The following is a 17,684-nucleotide window of genomic DNA, read 5'->3' as shown; positions in this document are numbered from 1 at the left end:
GCAAGGCGGGCGACGGCATCCGGGTCGCGGCGTCAGGCTGAACCGCGTCAGCCTGACGCCGCGCCTCACCGCCTCAGGCTGACGGCGGCGGAGCAGCCACCGGACACGTCTTCATCCGCACCGCCTCCGTCCCGCTGTCGTTGTGCCGTATCGCCCAGTTCTCCAGCGTCGTACGGCAGGCGTGGTCCAGGTGGTGCACGGAGGTCAGGTCCAGCTCTATGGGCCGGTCCTTGGGCAGGGCTTCCAGGGTCTCCAGGATGCGGGGGAGCCGCAGGAAGGTGGCGTTCCCGGTCAGGGTGACGACCAGCCGTCCGCCCGTCAACTCCCTTACGTCCACGTGCGCTTGAGAGGTGTCCCAGGCGGTCTTGACCACCGCGAGTCCGAGGCCGATGAGTACGCCCTCGAACATGTTGGTCACGACGATGGCGATGGCGGTGGTGACCAGGACCAGGGCTTCGCCCCGGTGGGTGCGCAGGAGCGGGACGATGTCCTTGACCGGCAGCAGTTTGAAGCCCGCGTGGACGAGGACGCCGGCGAGGGCGGCGAGGGGGATGATGCCGAGTGCGGCGGGGAGCAGGACGGCGAAGAGCAGGAGCCAGCCGCCGTGCACGATGCGGGAGAGCGGGGTTTTGGCGCCGGCTTGGACGTTGGCGGAGCTGCGGACGATGACGGCGGTCATCGGGAGTGCGCCGAGGATGCCGCAGACGGTGTTGCCGACGCCCTGGGCGACGAGTTCCTTGTCGTAGTGGGTACGGGGCCCGTGGTGCATGCGGTCCACGGCGGCGGCGCTGAACAGCGATTCGGCGGAGGCGATCAGGGTGAAGGCGAGGACCGTGCCGAGGACGGCAACGCTGCCGAGCGCGGCCAGGTCGCCGAGCCCCGGTGGCTGGATCGCCTGGACCAGCCCCTTCACGGTCACGTTCGCCACGTCCAGTTGGAGTCCGGCGGTTACGGCGGTGGCGAGGGCGACGGCGGCCAGTGGCGCCGGTACCCGCCGCACGCTCGCGGGCAGCTTCGGCCACAGGACGAGGACGGCGATGGTGCCCAGCCCGATCCCGGCGGCGGTCAGCGCGGTGGGATCGGAGAGGGTGTCGGCGACCAGCCCGGGCAGCCCGGCGATCTTGCCGAGGCCGGAGAGGGGCTGCGCGGCTCCGGTCATTCCGTACAGCTGGCCGAGGATCAGGACGAGTCCGATGCCGGCGAGCATGCCGTGGACGACGGAGACCGAGATGGCGCGGAACCACCGCCCGCAGCGCAGCAGTCCGAGGACGATCTGCAGGGCGCCGGTGAGCAGGACGATCGCGCCGAGCATGCCGAGTCCGAATTCCCGCACGGCTTCGAAGACGAGCACGGTGAGTCCGGCGGCGGGTCCGCTTACCTGGAGGGCGCTGCCGGGGAGGAAGCCGACGATGAGGCCGCCGACGATGCCGGTGACGAGTCCCAGTTCGGCGGGGACGCCGGAGGCGACGGCCACGCCGACGCACAGGGGCAGGGCGACCAGGAACACGACGAGCGAGGCGAGCAGGTCCTGGCGCAGAACGCCCGGTTCACGCAGCGGGCGGAAGGAGGAGAGAACGGAGGGAGGAAGCATGAGGGTGGGGGTCCTGTTCTGGAGAGCGGGCCGGTCGATGGTGCGCGGCGGCTCTCACAGCGGACCGAACGCAGGCCGCACGCCTGCGCCTTGAAGTGCTTCTGCTTCCCGTGCGGCCTCCGTTTGCGCTTCCGCTTCCACTTCCGAGGACGTCGGAGAGGTCGCTCGGTGCGTGGTGACGGCTCCGGTGTGGACCTCGTAGTACCAGGCGTGCAGGGTGAGCGTGCCGTTGGCTATGCGCTCCTGGACGCAGGGATAGGCGCGTAGCCTCGCCACCTGTGCGAGGACGTGCGCCTGTACGGCTTCGGCCACGTCCGGAGTGGCGGGTGCGACGGAACGGACGGCGGCGTCCGGTGCGACGGAGTGCTCCAGCCAGTTCCGCACGGCAGGCACGCCGGACAGGTCCTCACCCCGTACGAGCGCGCCGACCGCGCCGCAGTGCGAGTGCCCGCAGACGACGATGTCGCGGACCCCGAGCACGCACACCGCGTACTCGATGGTGGCCGCTTCGCCCTGCGGAGGGAGGGGGCCGCGATCGGCGGGGTAGGGAGGAACGACGTTGCCGGCGGTACGGAGTTCGAAGAGCTCACCGGGGCGCGCCCCGGTGATCAGCGCCGGTACGACGCGTGAGTCGGAACAGGTGATGAACAGGGCTTCGGGCGACTGCCCGGCCCCGAGGGCCCGGAAGGCCTCGGCGTTCCGGGGGTCCGCCACGTGTGTGGCGGCGAATGAACGGGCGTTGTCGATCAGAGACTTCAAGGTGGCCTGCCTCCTGCGCCGCTCGGCGTGGGGGCCGGGACGCGGTGTGGTCGGGTCGATGGTCGCGAGGGGGCGGCGCGGAGGCCGCAATGACGGCGGACTCCGCGCCGCCCCGCCAAACAGCCTGGACGACTGCCGTATCTCTCACTTTGCCATCGCATTAACCTTTGATGACAGACCCAAAACCTGCCAAATATTGAGTGATAAACGCCCCTGAACAGGGAATTGGTCAATCAATCAACCCTTGGGCAGGGATTGTTGTGCGTATGACGTGGAGGCGAGGGGACATTCCGTTTGCACCCCGTTAATACGTACGACCCATGCGCCGGGTGCGGCGGAACGGGCCGGTCTCACGGCACGGCCGGTTCCGCTGCACGGTCGGTTCACGGCGCCGTCGTTCACAGCACCGTCGTTCACAGCACGGTCAGTTCACGGCTCGTCAGATTGAGCCGCTCGCCCCCGTCCTCCGTGCACACCACGATGTCCTCGATCCGCGCCCCGTACCGGCCGTCGAGGTAGATCCCCGGCTCCACGGAGAAGGCCATGCCCGGCTCCAGTGCCACCGGCGACCCGGACATGATGTACGGCTCCTCGTGCGTCTCCAGGCCGATGCCGTGCCCGGTGCGGTGGATGAAGTGCGGGCCGAACCCCGCCCCGGCGATCAAGTCCCGCCCGACCGCGTCGAGTTCGCCGGACGCGAGGCCGGGCCTCACCGCGTCCGTCTGGGCGCGCTGGGCGGCCAGTAGCACCTCGTACAGGCGCAGGTACTCCGGCGACGCCTCGCCGATCACGTACGTACGCGTGGAGTCCGAGCAGTAGCCGTCCGCCGTGGTGCCGCCGATGTCGACCACGACCGGGTCGCCGTGCTCGATCACCCGGTCGGACAGCTCGTGGTGCGGGCTGGCGCTGTTCGGCCCGGAGCCGACGATGACGAAGTCCACCCGGGCGTGCCCCTCGTCGACGATCGCCGCTGCGATGTCCCGGCCGACCTCGCGCTCGGTGCGCCCGGCCCGCAGCCACTCGCCCATCCTGGAGTGCACCCGGTCGATGGCGGCCCCGGCCCGCCGCAGCGCCTCGACCTCCGCCGGGACCTTGCGGATCCGCAGCGCGCCCAGCACCTGCCCGGCCAGCTCCTGGCGGGCGCCGGGCATGGCGGCACGGAAGGCGAAGGCCTTCTCGGCCCACATGTGGTTGTCCACGGCGACGGCGGCCGTACGGTCCGGCAGCCGGGCGGCGACCAGTGCGTACGGGTCCTCGGTCTCGCCCCACCCGATGACCTCGATGCCGAGGCCGGCGACCGGGGAGGCGAGCGCGGCGGCCCGCTCCAGCTCCGGAACCACGAGGAAGGCGTCTCCCGCCGCGGGGAGGACAAGACAGGTGAGCCGCTCCAGGGGGAGCGCCTCGTACCCGGTCAGATAGTGCAGGTCCGCGCCGGGGCTGATGAGCAGCGCGTCGAGTCCGGCGCTCGCGGTGGCCTTGGCGGCGCGTACGAGCCGGTCGGCGGAGTAGAGAGTGTCCATGGCGGCATCGTGCCAGTCCGGCGGCGGTCCGGTCGGCGTGATCCGCTCCACTCCGGAGCGGACTTTGCATGACCATGCGTCGTCATGCATAATCTTCCTATGTCTAAGGTCCTCACCTCCCTCCCCGCCGGCGAGCGCGTCGGCATCGCCTTCTCGGGCGGCCTCGATACCTCCGTCGCCGTCGCGTGGATGCGCGACAAGGGTGCCGTTCCGTGCACCTACACCGCCGACATCGGCCAGTACGACGAGCCCGACATCGAGTCGGTGCCGGGCCGCGCGAAGGCGTACGGCGCCGAGATCGCGCGCCTGGTCGACTGCCGTGCGGCCCTGGTCGAGGAGGGGCTCGCGGCCCTCACCTGCGGCGCGTTCCACATCCGCTCCGGCGGGCGCGCGTACTTCAACACCACGCCGCTGGGCCGCGCCGTCACCGGCACCCTCCTGGTGCGGGCGATGCTGGAGGACGACGTCCAGATCTGGGGCGACGGTTCGACCTTCAAGGGCAACGACATCGAGCGGTTCTACCGCTACGGGCTGCTCGCCAACCCGCACCTGCGGATCTACAAGCCCTGGCTGGACGCCGACTTCGTGACGGAACTCGGCGGCCGCAAGGAGATGTCGGAGTGGCTGCTCGCCCACGAGCTGCCCTACCGCGACTCCACGGAGAAGGCGTACTCCACCGACGCCAACATCTGGGGCGCCACCCACGAGGCCAAGACCCTGGAGCACCTGGACACCGGCGTCGAGACCGTCGACCCGATCATGGGCGTGCGGTTCTGGGACCCGTCCGTCGAGATCCTCACCGAGGACGTCACGATCGGCTTCGACCAGGGCCGCCCCGTCACGATCAACGGCAAGGAGTACGCCTCCCCCGTCGACCTCGTGATGGAGGCGAACGCCATCGGCGGCCGCCACGGCATGGGCATGTCCGACCAGATCGAGAACCGGATCATCGAGGCCAAGAGCCGCGGCATCTACGAGGCCCCCGGCATGGCCCTCCTGCACGCCGTGTACGAGCGCCTCGTCAACGCCATCCACAACGAGGACACCCTCGCCCAGTACCACAACGAGGGCCGGCGCCTCGGCCGGCTCATGTACGAGGGCCGCTGGCTGGACCCGCAGGCGCTGATGGTCCGCGAGTCCCTCCAGCGCTGGGTCGGCGCGGCCGTCACCGGCGAGGTGACGCTGCGGCTGCGGCGCGGCGAGGACTACTCGGTCCTCAACACCACGGGTCCGGCGTTCAGTTACCACCCGGACAAGCTGTCCATGGAGCGCACCGAGGACTCGGCGTTCGGCCCGGTCGACCGGATCGGCCAGCTCACCATGCGCAACCTCGACATCGCCGACTCCCGCGCCAAGCTGGAGCAGTATGCGGGCCTCGGCCTGATCGGCACTGCCAACCCCGCGATCGGCGCCGCCCAGGCCGCCGCCACCGGGCTGATCGGCTCCATGCCGGAGGGCGGCGCCGAGGCCATCGCCTCGCGCGGCGAGGTCTCGGGCGACGACGAGATGCTGGACCGCGCCGCGATGGAATTCGGCACGGACTAGTCAGACGGAAACGGCGGGGTCCCTGGGGTGCGATTCACCCCAGGGACCCCGCCGTTTCCGGGCTCGGCCGGTCGGCCGGTCACCGGTCAGCGCGCCCAGCCGTCAGCGCGCCTGCCGCGCCCGTACCAGCAGCACATTGCCGAGCGACCGCTGACCGGTCGCGTCCGACGGCCGGTTGACGATCCCCACGCCCCCCGAACCGGCCGTCGCCATGACGCTGGAGCCCCCGCCGTCGAGGTTCATCGCCTCGCGCGCGCCGAGTGTCCGCATCAGCTGCGCGGCCTGCGCGATGCCGAGCCCCTCGCTGTAGCCCGCCTGCCGGCCGTCGACGACGACCAGCAGCAACCTGCCCCGGTCGTCCACGCCGACCATCGAGCGCGGGTTGGCGCGCACGGTCCAGTTGTAGGTGAAGGTCTGGTCGGGGCCCTCGTGGACGACGCCGTCGCCCCGGGCGTTGACCGACACCTTCCCGTCCCGGACCAGCGACGGGCCGACCTGGAGGATCGTCGTGTCCGGGGTGAGCGGCACCGGGCGCCCCCTGCCGTCCTTCACCTGCTCGGTGAACTTCAGTACGGAGCCGACGGCGGCGTGGGTCCGCAGCCAGTCGGCGCTGTCGCCGATCGCCTGGACGGTCGACCCTCCGGCGGGCACGCCCGCCCCGCGCGAGGCGTTCACCGCGGTCACCCGGCCGCGCGAGTCCAGCACGGCTTCCGCGCCCGCGCCGGACGGCGGCTTCCCCCACTCCGGGGTGAACCGCACCAACTCGCTGGCGTCCGTGCACTTCATGTCGTGCTGCGGCTTCTGGGTCGGCAGGTCGCCGCCGACGCCGCCGCAGTTCCAGACCTCCCCCGGCAACCGGTTCACCCCGTCGACCTCGGCGCTCGCCGCACCCGCCCGGAGCGTCACCCGGGCGGTGTACGTGTCCACGTCGGCGGACCGGCCGCCCCGGTTCAGCCGGATGCCCGCCCGGCCCTGGGTCGCGGAGCCGAGCAGCTTGCCGTCCTTGACGTACAGGCCGCCCGGGGCGTTGTTGTAGAACCACTGCCCGTTGACGCCCGCCAGCGCGCCCGTCGAGGCCATCAGGTCGGTCAGCTTCTCCGTTCCGTTCAGTGTGGGCCCGAAGTCGGTGCCGACCGTGCCGTCGAACGTACGGAAGTCCACCCGGAGCACGTGCACCTTCTGCGGTGCGCGGGCGTCGGTGCCGTCCTGGGCGGTGTAGCGGGTGCTGCCCGTGAAGCCCGCCGCTCTGACCCTGCGCAGCTCGGCCTCCGCGGCCGCGGCGTCCTCGTAACTGCCGATCCGTACGGTCCAGCCGAGCGTCCCGGGGCGCTGGTCGGCGAAGGCGGGCGACCCGACCCTCTCGACCCGGGGCCCGAACCCCTTCTCCCGCAGCGCCGCCGCCACACGGTCGGCGGTGGCGCGGGGGCCGAGCGCCGTGGCGGCCGACCCGACCGGTCCTTCGGGAACGGCCGGCAGGTGGACGTGCACGGTCCAGCGGTCGTCGGCGTCCTTCTCGCCCAGCGTCGTCGAGGTCAGCGTCACCCCGGGCGCCACGGTGGTGGCCCTGGGCGCGGCAGGCCGCGGAGGCGCGGCTTCCGCGACGGACTGCGCGAGGGGCGAGGCAGCCGTGGCCGTGGCCAGCAGCGCCGCCGCGAGGAGGGAGAGGAGAGAGGGCGAGGGGGCGGGGGAGGAGAGGAACTTGCGCTGCATGTGCGTCCTTCCGTCGGCCGAGCGTCAACACAAGGCAAGACGGAGTCAATTACCGGGAGATGGACCGGAACACAACAGTCGGCGCAGCCTCGGCGAAAGCCCGCGCTCCGAGCCGGGGGTACAACTTCCCCGGCTCAGGCCCCCGCAAGCGCCGTCTGCGCCTCCAGGGCCGCACACAGCCAGTCGTGCGCGGACCCGGGCGTCGGCGCCGGACGGCCGCCCGGCGGGGTGACCACCTGGGAGGCCAGCTCCCAGTACCAGTCGATACGGGGATCGGCCGCGAGCTGACCGGCCAGCACCCGGCGGAACTCCGGGGTGTCCCGGCTGTCGTACGCGCGCGCGTACGCGTCCACGAAGCTGTCCAGCGCCTCGCCCCCGTACGGCTCCTGCCCCAACCGCATCCGCGCGCCCGCCAGTTCGTACGCCTCGGCCAGAGCCGCGTACAGTACGGCAGAACCGCGGGCCCCCGCGGCCCGGTGCGCGGCGGGCTGGGGCTGCTCGGCACCGCTGCACGGGCTGGTCGCGAAGGCGTGGAGCCGTGCGAAGGCGAGCACCTGGGCCGGTTGCGGGTCGTCCGGCGGCTGCGGGACCGCCACCTCCAGGAACGCGGAGGTCGCCCCGGCCGGCATCCGGGCCGGCAGCCAGCCGCGCCAGAACCGGGCCAGCGAGTCCGTGCTCGGCGGGGCGGTCACCGCGCCGACCAGCCGCAGCCGGTCGGCCCGCTCCCCGGGCGGGCACTCCTGCACCAGCCGCAGCCCGGCCTCCCGCCAGCGCAACGCCTTGAGCTGCGACCCCAGTTCGCGCAGCTGACCCGCGACGGCGTCCTCCAGCACACTGCCGGGCCCGACCGCCCCCGCTGCCGCACCTGCCTCGTCCGCTTCCTCGTCTTCCTCGTCGAGGATGCGGCGCACTTCGCGCACCGGCAGGTCGAGGGTCCGCAGCGAGCGGATCAGCCGCAGCCGGTCCAGTGCCCCAGGGGCGTAACGGCGGTGCCCGCCCGCACTGCGGGAGGCCTCGGGGAGCAGCCCGCGCTCGGAGTAGAAGCGGACGGTCTTGACCGTGACCCCCGCATGCTCGGCCAGCTCACCGATGCTGCACAGACCGTCGTACGACGAGAACACCCGCACCCCCCGATGCCGTCCGGGCCCGGATGCGCCACGGCTCGTTGGCGTCAGGATACTTCGGCGTCAGCGGCGGGCTCCGTCGCGGTGGCCGGGCAGTGAGCGGGTCACCGGGGCCGGCCCAGTCCTTCCTCGATCCAGGCGACGCCGAAGTCCACGACCTCGGCGGCCTCGAACAGATGGCTCTCCGCGGCGCCGACCGTCCCCCTGCGGCCCATGCCGGCGGTGAGCATGTCCTGGGCGATGGCCTCGAAGGGGTCCTGCCCCTCCGGCACCACGGAGGAGTAGTCGAAGGCCCCTTCCGACGAGTCGATGTCGTGGAAGCGCCGCCAGACCCGCTTCCCGTCGGCGAGGATCGGCTGTTCGTGGTCCACGAACCGTTTGCCGGGGGCTTCGGCGAGCGCCTCGGCGTGGTGCAGGAGCGTGAGGGAGTCCAGCGGGGCGCCCAGCAGGAGGACCCGGCCGCCCAGCGCGACCAGCCTGGCCAGCGGGCTGTCCGCGCCGTGCGGGTCGTTCCAGGGGTGGTCGGCCATCAGCGTGGTCGCCGCCGCACCGAGTGCGGCGAAGCCGGCGTCGGGGTGCCGGCTGCGTACCGCGCCGGGCCGGAGGCGCAGTGCCTCGGGGAGCCGGCCGTAGTCGTGGTCCGACTCGCTGAGTTCGACGTCGTACGCGGGGTGCTCCGCGCGCAGGGCGTCCTGCCAGGCCTGCGGCCAGTCGGTGAAGTCATAGGGCAGGGCGTCGTTCCAGCCGCAGGTCACCATCAGGGTTCCCGGCTCGCCCACGACATCGCGGAGCGCGTCGATGACCGTCCGGGCGCCGCCCGCCACGTAACCGACGGCGGACATCCGGGTGTGGAACATCGCGACGTCGCCGTGGCCGAGGCCGAGCGCGGTCAGATCACGAACAAGCCGACTGCGGGTGACAGGACCGTCGGACTTCTTGAGCAGGGCTGCTTCGTCCATGGACGCGACGGTACCCGTCGCCCTGCCGGCAGCCGCACGCCCTGACAGTCTCCGTACCGTTGCCGCGTGTTCGCAGGTCGACTCGTTCTCGAACGCAGTGAAGCTTGATGTGCGGACAGACGGGTATCTCCGCATCGTCGGCACGACTCCGTCCAACGCGACCAACCGCATCCAGCCGCCGTGGGTCAGCCTCAACGGGCTTCTCTGCAGCCTCTGAACAGCACGTTCGCCACCAACGCCCCAACGTGGGGGCGTTGTTCACGCCCTTGAGGAGGACGTATGGCCTGGTATCCGGGCGCCAAGAAGATGGAGCTCCAGCCGGAGTCGGACGCCCAACCGGCGATCCGCCCGACGCAGTTCATCATGCACAGCATCGCCGCCCCGTGGACGAAGGAAAGAATCTACGAGTACTGGCGCGACAGCACCAACCTCGAATCCCACTTCGGCCAGTCCTACGACGGGTCGATCGCACAGTACGTCGGAACCCAGACCAGGGCCGACGCCAACTATCTGGCGAACCGCAGGCCGGACGGCACGGGTGCGGTGTCGATCGAGACCGCGTCGAACCTTCAGCACACCGACCCGTGGACCAACGCGCAGGTCGAGCAGCTGATCCGGCTCGGCGTATGGCTGCACCGGCACCACGGCATCCCGCTGAGGATCTGCCGCACCGCCGACGACCCCGGCTACGGCTACCACCGGCTGCACGCCGCGTGGGCGGTGTCCGGCACGGCGTGCCCCGGCGATGCGCGAGTGAAGCAGTTCAAGACCAAGGTGTTCCCGGGCATCGTCGCCCGCGCCACCCAACCCCCCGAGGAGGACGACGTGGCACTCACGGACGCAGAGATCAAGAAGATCGTCGACAAGGTGTGGGCGCAGAGGATCACGAGCCCGACCGCCGACCCGAAGGCAGGCGACCCGACGCGCGCAGCCAGCACGTTCCTGGCCTACCAGGACAAGTTCCAGCAGACGCTGATCGAGCGCCTCGACCGCATCGAGGCGGAACTCAAGGCGCTGAGGGAGGGCAGGTAAAGATCCTCGGTAGAGAACCAGTTGTCTTCCTCAACGCCCTGTCTGCGGTCCTCGGGCTCATCGTCAGCCTCAGCATCACCAGGCTGTCCGCAGCCACGGCCGGCGCCGTCGTCGGTGTCGGTGTCGCCACCGCGATCCTGGGTGCGGTCGCCGCAGCGGTGACCGGGCCGATCGCACCACAGGCCTTCACTGCAGTCGTGGCTTCGGGCACGGTCCTGGGGCTTGTTGCCTGACGGCTACAGACAGGGCTTGAACCTCCCCTTGGGGGAGTTTCTATCCTGCGGCGAGCGGGGCCGGGAAGATCGGGCCGGTCCCCGGTGATGACGTACTGAGGAGGGCCCCATGACTGCATTCATCCTGGTGTCGGGCATGTTCACCGGCGCACACGTGTGGGAGAGCACGGCCGCCCAACTGACCGCGGCGGGCGATGAGGTGCACATGGTGGCCCTCACCGGGATCGACGCTTCGGGCGGTCGTACGGGCGGTCATGCGGGTGGTCGTGAGGATGGTCGTACGGAGGCGGATGTCGACCTGGAGACGCACATCGCGGACGTACTCGCGGTCATCGACTCGGTTCGCGAGGGCGAAGGGGGTGAAGGGGGCGGCAGCGGCCGGGAGATCGTGCTGGTCGGTCACGACTACGGCGTCCACCCGGCGGTCGGTGCCGCCGACCGGCGGGCCGAGCACCTCACCCGCGTCGTCTACCTGGACTCCGGCATGCCGCAGGACGGGGTCCCCGCCCTGGCCGCGCTGCCCGACCAGTCCCTGCGCGCACAGCTCGCCGAGCGTGCCGAAGTGGTGGGGTTCGAGGGTGAGTTGGCGGCACCCGGCCGTGACGAGTGGCAGCGCTGGGGGAGTGTCGAGGGGCTCTCCGACGCCGCACTGGACCGGCTCACCGCACTCGCCGCGCCGCAGCCGCTGGCCACGCTGCTCCAGCCGCTGAGGCTGACCGGCACGGCGGCCCCGGTGCCCACCACCGGGGTGCTGTGCACCAGCAACGGTGCGAGCATCGACATGGTCCAGATGGTGGTGGGTCTCGGCGACCCGGCCATGCAGGCCCTGACCGACCCCTCGGTGAGCTTCTTCGAACTCCCCACCGGGCACTGGCCGATGCTGTCCTGCCCCGCCGAGCTGGCCGGGGTATTGCGGCGGGCGGCTGCGGGCGAGGGGCGCCGGCTGACGCCCGCCGACGCCTGCGGAACGCCCCCGCACCTGGAGCCGTTCCTGCTGGACCTCCCGGACATCCCCCGCGAGCGGACCGGGAACGTCGACCTGTACGTGCCGGAAGGGGCTGAGGCGGTCGAGGGGGCCGACGGCGCGGGCCTGCTGCCTGCCGTGGTCGTCGTGCACGGCGGTCCGGTGCCCGCCGGTGCGCGGCCGACCCCGCGGGAGTGGCCGATCTTCGCGGGGTACGCCCGCTACGCGGCCGCCGAAGGGGTGCTGGGCGTCACCGTCGACCACCGGCTGCACGACGTCGCCGACTACCCGCGCGCCGCCGCGGACATCGCCGCCGCGGTGGAACTCGTACGGGCCGACCCGAGGGTGGACGCGGACCGCGTCGCGCTCTGGTTCTTCTCCGGCAGCGGGCCGATCACGGCCGAGTGGCTGGCCTCGCCCCCGTCGTGGCTGCGCTGCCTGGCGGCCACGTACCCGATCCTGGCGCCGATGCCGAACTGGGGGCTGACCGGCAGCCGTTTCCACCCGGCGCAGGCGGTCGCCGACTCGGGCACTCTGCCCGTCGTGGTCACCCGGGTCGGTCTTGAGGTGCCCGAAATCGCCGCCACGGTAGAGGAGTTCCTCGCCGCGGCCAAGGACTGCGGAGCCAACGTCGAGGTGGTCGACGTGCCGGAAGGACACCACGGCTTCGAGTCCCTCGACCGCACCGACGCGTCACGCGAAGCCGTGCACCGGGCGATGCGCGCGGTACTGGCGCACCTGAGGGCCTGATCGGAGCGGTAGCGGGGGTGGGGGAGGGGTTGCGGCGTTCCCACGAGACGTCGCAACCCCGCTTTGTTGCCACAGGTCTTGACAACTCAAATGGTCTGGACCAGCTTGTACCCCCAGCGGTGGCCACCGTCTCCCCACACCATCCCCGCCCCCACTCCTCTCCCCGGAGGCAGCACGTGGACCGCCAACGCCTGCCCGCAAGACCTCGCTCGGCCCTCGCGGCCGCGCTGACCGCCGCAGCCCTCGCCGCCGTCGGCATGGCCGCCGCACCCGCCGCACAGGCAGCCGACCTGAACGTGGCGAAGAACGCCGGATTCGAGTCCGGCCTCTCCAACTGGACCTGTACGGCAGGGACTTCGGTCGACTCGCCCGTCCACGGCGGCGCGTCCGCGCTCAAGGCCACCCCGGCCGGCCAGGACAACGCCCGATGTACGCAGACCGTCGCCGTGAAACCGGGCGCGACGTACACCCTGTCCGCCTGGACCCAGGGCGGGTACGCCTACCTCGGCGCGAGCGGCACCGGCTCCACCGACGTGTCGACCTGGTCGCCGGGCTCCACCGCCTGGAAGCAGCTGACCACCACCTTCAAGGCGGGACCGAACACCAAGTCCGTCACCGTGTACACCCACGGCTGGTACGGCCAGGCCGCCTACTACGTCGACGACGTCTCGGTCTTCGGCCCCGACGGTGGCGGCGGCACCGACCCCGAGCCCGGCATCCCGGCCACCCCCGCGGGCCTGACCGTCGGCCAGCCGACGTCGTCCTCCCTCGGCCTGTCCTGGTCCGGCGCCTCGGGCGCCACCTCGTACAACGTCTACCAAGGGGGTGTGAAGGTCCAGTCGGCCACCGGCACCTCCTCGACGGTGACCGGGCTTGCCGCCGACACCTCCTACGACTTCCAGGTGACTGCCGTGAACTCAGCGGGCGAATCCGCCAAGTCGGCGACCGTCAGCGGCCGTACGACCAAGGGCGGCACCAGCCCGAACCCCAACGTTCCCAAGCACGCCCTGACCGGCTACTGGCAGAACTTCAACAACGGCGCGACCGTCCAGAAGCTCCGCGACGTGCAGGCCCAGTACGACATCATCGCGGTCTCCTTCGCGGACTCCACCGCCACGCCCGGCCAGATCGTCTTCAACCTCGACCCGGCAGTGGGCTACACCAATGTCGCCGACTTCAAGGCGGACATCGCGGCCAAGAAGGCGGCCGGCAAGTCCGTGATCATCTCGGTGGGCGGTGAGAAGGGCAACGTCACCATCAACAGCGACGCCTCCGCGACCGCCTTCGCCAACAGCACGTACCAGCTGATGCAGGAGTACGGCTTCAACGGCGTCGACATCGACCTCGAACACGGCATCAACTCCGCCTACCTGTCGAAGGCCCTGCACCAGCTCTCCGCGAAGGCGGGCCCCGGCATGGTCCTGACGATGGCCCCGCAGACCCTCGACATGCAGTCGACCGGCACCGAGTACTTCAAGGCGGCGCTCGCCGTGAAGGACATCCTCACGGTCGTCAACATGCAGTACTACAACAGCGGTTCGATGCTCGGCTGCGACGGCAAGGTCTACAGCCAGGGCTCGGTGGACTTCCTCACCGCGCTCGCCTGCATCCAGCTGGAGGGCGGTCTCGACCCGTCCCAGGTCGGCATCGGAGTCCCGGCCTCCACCCGCGGCGCGGGCAGCGGCTACGTCTCCCCGGCCATCGTCAACAACGCCCTGGACTGCCTCACCAAGGGCACCGGCTGCGGCACCTTCAAGCCGGCCAAGACCTACCCGGCCCTGCGCGGCGCGATGACCTGGTCCACCAACTGGGACGCCACGGCGGGCAACGCCTGGTCGAACGCGGTCGGCCCGCACGTGCACGGCCTGCCGTAACTCCCCCTCGCTTCCCCGCCGTTGCTCTCCGCCCCCTGCGGGACAGGGGACGGAGAGCAACGGTCCGCGTCACATCACGTCAGGTCACGTCGCATCGGGTCGGGTCGTGTCACGTCGCGCACGCGACGACGTCCACCGCCGTCACTTCGTCACTTCTCGAACCTCACGTCCGCCGCCCCCGCGACGACCTCGACCTCGTCGCCCAGGGCCCACTCCGCGACCCGCGACACCATCGCCGCGGGCACGGCCTCGCTGATGCCCTCCGCCGCCGGGATGTCGTACGTACCGTGCGCGTCGTGCGGCAGGACGACCCGGAAGCCCAGCTCCAACGCCGTACGCGCGGTCGCGCCCACGCACATCTCCGACATCACGCCGCACACCGCAAGACCCCGTACCCCCGCCTCCTTGAGGCATTCGGCGAGCGGATTCTCCTCGAAGCCGTCGTCGACGGTCTTGTGCAGCAGCAACTCGCTCTCGGCCACCGGGAAATGCAGCCGCCACCCGTCGGTTCCGGTCTCGTCCTCCGTGCCGGGCGCCCCGTCGTTCTGCAGATGTACGACGAGGACGCCGGCCGCACGGGCGGCGGCAAGCAGCGCCGAGGTGCGGTCCAGCAGCCGGTCGGCGCCGGGCACGGGGTTCGCACCGGTGACGAAGGTCGCCTGCATGTCGACGACGACAAGGGCCTGAACGGGGTCGGTGGATCGAGCCATGGTGGAGTCAGTCATGGCCCCATCCTGACACCCGGCAGGGACCGCCGGTACTGGCCGGGTGGCGTTCCGTACTCCCGCTTGAAAGCCTTGGCGAAGGCGAACTCCGAGGTGTAGCCGGTGCGTTCGGCCACCGTGTGCAGCGGTGCGTCGGTGTCGCGGAGCAGCCGGCCCGCGGTCGTCATGCGCCACCAGGTGAGGTACGCCAGCGGGGGCCTGCCGACCAGCTCGGTGAAGCGCCGGGCGAACGCGGCCCGCGACAGGCCCGCCTCGGCGCCCAGCTCCTCGACGGTCCAGGGGTGCGCGGGGTCCCGGTGCACGGCCTCCAGTGCCGCGGTGACGGCGGGGTCGCGCAGTGCCCCCGCCCAGCCGCCGGGGCTCCCGGTCCCTTTCCCGGGCTCTCCGTCCTTGAGCCACCAGGCGCGCAGCAGATGCACCAGCAGGGTGTCCAGCAGCGCGGGAACCACCGCGTCGGAGCCGGGCAGGGGATCGGCGAGCTCGGCGCCGAGCATGTCGATCGCGGCGCGCAGCCGCGGGAACGTACCGACGCACGCCGGGACATGCACGAACGGCGGCAGTTCCGTGAGCAGCGGATGTGCGCGGAACCGGCTCAACTGATAGGCGCCGCAGAGGAGTTGGGTCTGACCCTCGGCCGCTGGTCCGGATTCGGACGCGGGAGGCTCGGGCCAGGACCCGTCGGGGCCCGGCTCGAAGGTCTGGAGCGGGGTGCCGGGGTCGTCCGCGAGCCCGTGGTCGTACCCGTGGGCGAGGAGGACGACATCGCCGGTGCCCAGCCGGACGGGCGCGGCGGCCCCGGGCCGCAGCAGCCATGCCGAACCCTGCAGCACCACGTGGAACCCGGCGCCGTCCGTGGCGGGGAACCGGATGCCCCAGGGGGCCGACTTGACCGTGCGCGAGGAGTGCGGGCGCCCGCTCCGCATGACGGCGAGCGCATCGCTGAGTACGTCCATGGGCCGCACCGTACTCCTGGCCGGAGTCTTTGCGAAGCGGAGAGGGCGAGACGGTGGGACAGAAAAAGGAGCGGGAGGGACATGGATCGTCTCGCACACAGTGCATAACGTCATCCTCATGACAACAACTCACCGCACCACCAGGGCAGTTCTCTTCCACGAGCTCGGCGGGCCCGACGTCCTGAAGGTCGAGGACGTGGCACTGCGCGGCCCCGGCCCCGGCGAAGTCCTCCTGCGGGTGGAGGCGATCGGCCTCAACCGGGCCGAGGCCCTCTTCCGCGCCGGCGCCTACTACTACCCGCCGACCCTGCCGGGCTCCCGGCTCGGCTACGAGGCCGCCGGCGTGGTCGAGGCGGTCGGCGAGGACGTACGGGCCTACGCACCCGGCGACTTGGTGATGACCGCCGCCAACTTCGACTTCGGCGTCCACGGCGTGTACGCCGAACGGGCCGTCCTGCCCCAGGAGTTCGTGGTCCCCCGGCCGGCGGGCGCGGACGCCGTGGCGTCGGCCGCCGCCTGGCTGACGTACTCCACCGCGTACGGCGGCCTGGTCGAGACCGCGGGGCTCGCCGCCGGCGACCACGTGCTGATCACCGCGGGGTCGAGCGGAGTGGGCACCGCCGCGATCCAGACCGCGCTCCGCCTCGGGGCGGTCCCCCTCGTCACCACCCGCGGCGAGGCCAAGCGGCAGCGGCTCCTCGACCTGGGCGCCGCCCATGTCATCTGCACCGAGAGCGAGGACCTGGTGAAGGAGGTCAGGAGGCTCACCGACGGCAAGGGTGCCGACATCGCCTTCGACGGCATCGGCGGGCCCGGCTTCGCCGCACTCGGCGACGCCCTCGCCACCGGTGGCACGGCGGTGCTCTACGGCTTCCTCGACCCCCGCCCGGCCACGCTCTCGATGAACTGGCCGCTCACGGTCCGTACGTACGCCAACGGCGCACTCGCCGCCACCGAGGCCTTCCGCGACCGCGCATCGGCCTTCATCGGGTCAGGCCTCGGCAACGGCACGCTGGCCCCCGTCGTCGCCGAGACCTTCGACGGGCTGGAGCGCATGGCGGACGCCCACCGCCTCATGGAGTCGGGCACGCACACGGGCAAGATCGTGGTCACGGTCGGGTCACCCCGGTGAGGTACGCGTACACGACCGTGTTCGCCGAATAGCCGCCGTCATCGGAGAACGTCCCGCCACAGGTGATCAGCCGGAGCTCCGCGCGGGCCGAGTGCCGGTAGACCTTCGCGCTGGGGAAGTCCTCCTTCTCGTACTCCTCGACGGCGCCGACGGTGAAGACGGCGGTGCGGCCGTCCGCCCGCACCACGCGCACCTCGCTGCCGGGTTCGAGCGCGTGCAGGCCGTAGAAGGCGGCCGGCCCGTGGCTGGTGTCGTAGTGACCTGCGACGACCGCGGTGCCGGCGCTGCCGGGGGACACGCCGCCACGGTCCCAGCCGGCCAGGTTCGCGTCGTCGGGCGGCGGCGGGAGCAGCGTGTTGTCCGCGTCCCGGCCCAGCTCCGTCAGCGGTGCGTCCACGTCGATCGCCGGGATCCTCAGACGGGTCGGTGCGGCGGACGGCAACGAGGGCGCCGGTGGCGGCGCGTCAGGGCCGAGGGCTCCGGCGTAGGCGCTCGCGGCGGAGGGACGGCCGGGCTCGCCCGCGTGTCCGCCCTCGGAGATCGCGCGGCCACCGGCGATCAGTACGACGACGACGAGCGCGGTCCGCGCCCGGCGGCGCAGGTGCGCCGGGATCCACGAGTCCGTCACGGCGGCACGCACTCCTGGGGGAGAAGGGGCGGGAGGGAAGGGGCAGGGGGGAAGGGGGGCGCCGCGCCCGGCACCAGCCCCGCGCACCGCCCCGAACCATACTAACCACCCCACCCGCCGTTCCCGATGGGGAGCGCGGAACCCGCAGTTACCGCCGGGCCCCCCCCCGCGGCGCACCCCCACGA

The 17,684-nt window shown here is 71.7% G+C and carries 14 protein-coding genes; 5 read left to right on the top strand and 9 right to left on the bottom strand.

What is annotated here, in order from left to right; translation table 11 throughout:
- Positions 1-73: 73 nt before the first annotated feature.
- From ACH4SP_RS00070 to ACH4SP_RS00060, 3 genes are all read right to left on the bottom strand, one after another.
- Positions 74-1,591: a SulP family inorganic anion transporter gene (locus tag ACH4SP_RS00070; RefSeq protein ID WP_398407880.1), complete on the bottom strand. Its 1,518-nt coding sequence runs from the start codon at positions 1,589-1,591 to the stop codon at positions 74-76.
- Positions 1,592-1,645: 54 nt separating this feature from the next.
- Positions 1,646-2,350, bottom strand: a complete 705-nt coding sequence (locus tag ACH4SP_RS00065; RefSeq protein ID WP_398407879.1) for a carbonic anhydrase — start codon at positions 2,348-2,350, stop codon at positions 1,646-1,648.
- A 413-nt stretch (positions 2,351-2,763) separates the two neighbouring features.
- Entirely contained in the window at positions 2,764-3,870 is a 1,107-nt protein-coding gene (locus tag ACH4SP_RS00060; protein WP_398407878.1) for a M24 family metallopeptidase, read from the bottom strand.
- A gap of 99 nt (positions 3,871-3,969) precedes the next feature.
- On the opposite strand from ACH4SP_RS00060, the gene argG reads away from it, so the two are divergent.
- Positions 3,970-5,415 (top strand): argininosuccinate synthase, encoded by a 1,446-nt coding sequence (gene argG, locus ACH4SP_RS00055; RefSeq protein ID WP_398407877.1) that lies wholly within the window; start codon positions 3,970-3,972, stop codon positions 5,413-5,415.
- A 102-nt stretch (positions 5,416-5,517) separates the two neighbouring features.
- On the opposite strand, the gene ACH4SP_RS00050 is transcribed toward argG, so the two are convergent.
- The 3 genes from ACH4SP_RS00050 to aac(3) all read right to left on the bottom strand — a co-directional run bounded on the left by ACH4SP_RS00050 (position 5,518) and on the right by aac(3) (position 9,208).
- The gene (locus ACH4SP_RS00050; protein ID WP_398407876.1) at positions 5,518-7,125 is read right to left on the bottom strand and encodes a phosphodiester glycosidase family protein; all 1,608 of its coding nucleotides are present in this window, start codon (positions 7,123-7,125) and stop codon (positions 5,518-5,520) included.
- Between the two features lie 134 nt (positions 7,126-7,259).
- On the bottom strand, positions 7,260-8,246 hold the full coding sequence (locus ACH4SP_RS00045; RefSeq protein ID WP_398409443.1) for a MerR family transcriptional regulator: 987 nt from the start codon (positions 8,244-8,246) through the stop codon (positions 7,260-7,262).
- Positions 8,247-8,353: 107 nt separating this feature from the next.
- Positions 8,354-9,208 carry an aminoglycoside 3-N-acetyltransferase gene (gene aac(3), locus ACH4SP_RS00040; RefSeq protein ID WP_398407875.1) on the bottom strand — a complete coding sequence of 285 codons (855 nt, stop codon included), beginning with the start codon at positions 9,206-9,208 and terminating at the stop codon, positions 8,354-8,356.
- Positions 9,209-9,487: 279 nt separating this feature from the next.
- Here aac(3) and ACH4SP_RS00035 point away from each other — a divergent pair, with 279 nt between their 5' ends.
- The 3 genes from ACH4SP_RS00035 (at position 9,488) to ACH4SP_RS00025 (ending at position 14,061) form a co-directional block, all read left to right on the top strand.
- A complete protein-coding gene (locus tag ACH4SP_RS00035; RefSeq protein WP_398407874.1) occupies positions 9,488-10,240 on the top strand; it encodes an N-acetylmuramoyl-L-alanine amidase in 753 nt (250 codons plus the stop codon).
- Positions 10,241-10,582: 342 nt separating this feature from the next.
- Complete coding sequence (locus ACH4SP_RS00030) at positions 10,583-12,187, top strand: alpha/beta fold hydrolase (RefSeq protein WP_398407873.1); 1,605 nt, start codon at positions 10,583-10,585, stop codon at positions 12,185-12,187.
- Between the two features lie 176 nt (positions 12,188-12,363).
- Positions 12,364-14,061 carry a chitinase gene (locus tag ACH4SP_RS00025; protein ID WP_398407872.1) on the top strand — a complete coding sequence of 566 codons (1,698 nt, stop codon included), beginning with the start codon at positions 12,364-12,366 and terminating at the stop codon, positions 14,059-14,061.
- A 149-nt stretch (positions 14,062-14,210) separates the two neighbouring features.
- Here ACH4SP_RS00025 and ACH4SP_RS00020 read toward each other — a convergent pair whose 3' ends face one another.
- Both ACH4SP_RS00020 and ACH4SP_RS00015 read right to left on the bottom strand, forming a co-directional pair.
- Positions 14,211-14,771, bottom strand: coding sequence for an isochorismatase family protein (locus ACH4SP_RS00020; protein ID WP_398409441.1), 561 nt, complete (start codon positions 14,769-14,771; stop codon positions 14,211-14,213).
- Between the two features lie 11 nt (positions 14,772-14,782).
- Entirely contained in the window at positions 14,783-15,739 is a 957-nt protein-coding gene (locus ACH4SP_RS00015; protein WP_398407871.1) for an AraC family transcriptional regulator, read from the bottom strand.
- Positions 15,740-15,857: 118 nt separating this feature from the next.
- Here ACH4SP_RS00015 and ACH4SP_RS00010 point away from each other — a divergent pair, with 118 nt between their 5' ends.
- Complete coding sequence (locus tag ACH4SP_RS00010) at positions 15,858-16,871, top strand: zinc-dependent alcohol dehydrogenase family protein (protein ID WP_398407870.1); 1,014 nt, start codon at positions 15,858-15,860, stop codon at positions 16,869-16,871.
- On the opposite strand, the gene ACH4SP_RS00005 is transcribed toward ACH4SP_RS00010, so the two are convergent.
- Entirely contained in the window at positions 16,849-17,499 is a 651-nt protein-coding gene (locus ACH4SP_RS00005) for a class F sortase (RefSeq protein WP_398407869.1), read from the bottom strand. The genes ACH4SP_RS00010 and ACH4SP_RS00005 overlap by 23 nt on opposite strands.
- Between the last annotated feature and the right edge of the window lie 185 nt (positions 17,500-17,684).

The sequence above is a fragment of the Streptomyces sp. NPDC021093 genome (assembly GCF_044333135.1).
GTDB lineage: Bacteria > Actinomycetota > Actinomycetes > Streptomycetales > Streptomycetaceae > Streptomyces.
The sequence above is the reverse complement of the archived record's forward strand: the minus strand, read 5'-3'. Positions and strand labels throughout refer to the sequence as shown.

Coding starts and splice junctions, on each gene's coding strand:
- argG (WP_398407877.1), top strand. CDS start 3,970: ATGTCTAAGGTCCTCACCTCCCTCCCCGCCGGCGAGCGCGTCGGCATC.
- ACH4SP_RS00050 (WP_398407876.1), bottom strand. CDS start 7,125: ATGCAGCGCAAGTTCCTCTCCTCCCCCGCCCCCTCGCCCTCTCTCCTC.
- ACH4SP_RS00035 (WP_398407874.1), top strand. CDS start 9,488: ATGGCCTGGTATCCGGGCGCCAAGAAGATGGAGCTCCAGCCGGAGTCG.
- ACH4SP_RS00020 (WP_398409441.1), bottom strand. CDS start 14,771: ATGGCTCGATCCACCGACCCCGTTCAGGCCCTTGTCGTCGTCGACATG.
- ACH4SP_RS00030 (WP_398407873.1), top strand. CDS start 10,583: ATGACTGCATTCATCCTGGTGTCGGGCATGTTCACCGGCGCACACGTG.
- ACH4SP_RS00070 (WP_398407880.1), bottom strand. CDS start 1,591: ATGCTTCCTCCCTCCGTTCTCTCCTCCTTCCGCCCGCTGCGTGAACCG.
- ACH4SP_RS00015 (WP_398407871.1), bottom strand. CDS start 15,739: ATGGACGTACTCAGCGATGCGCTCGCCGTCATGCGGAGCGGGCGCCCG.
- ACH4SP_RS00010 (WP_398407870.1), top strand. CDS start 15,858: ATGACAACAACTCACCGCACCACCAGGGCAGTTCTCTTCCACGAGCTC.
- ACH4SP_RS00060 (WP_398407878.1), bottom strand. CDS start 3,870: ATGGACACTCTCTACTCCGCCGACCGGCTCGTACGCGCCGCCAAGGCC.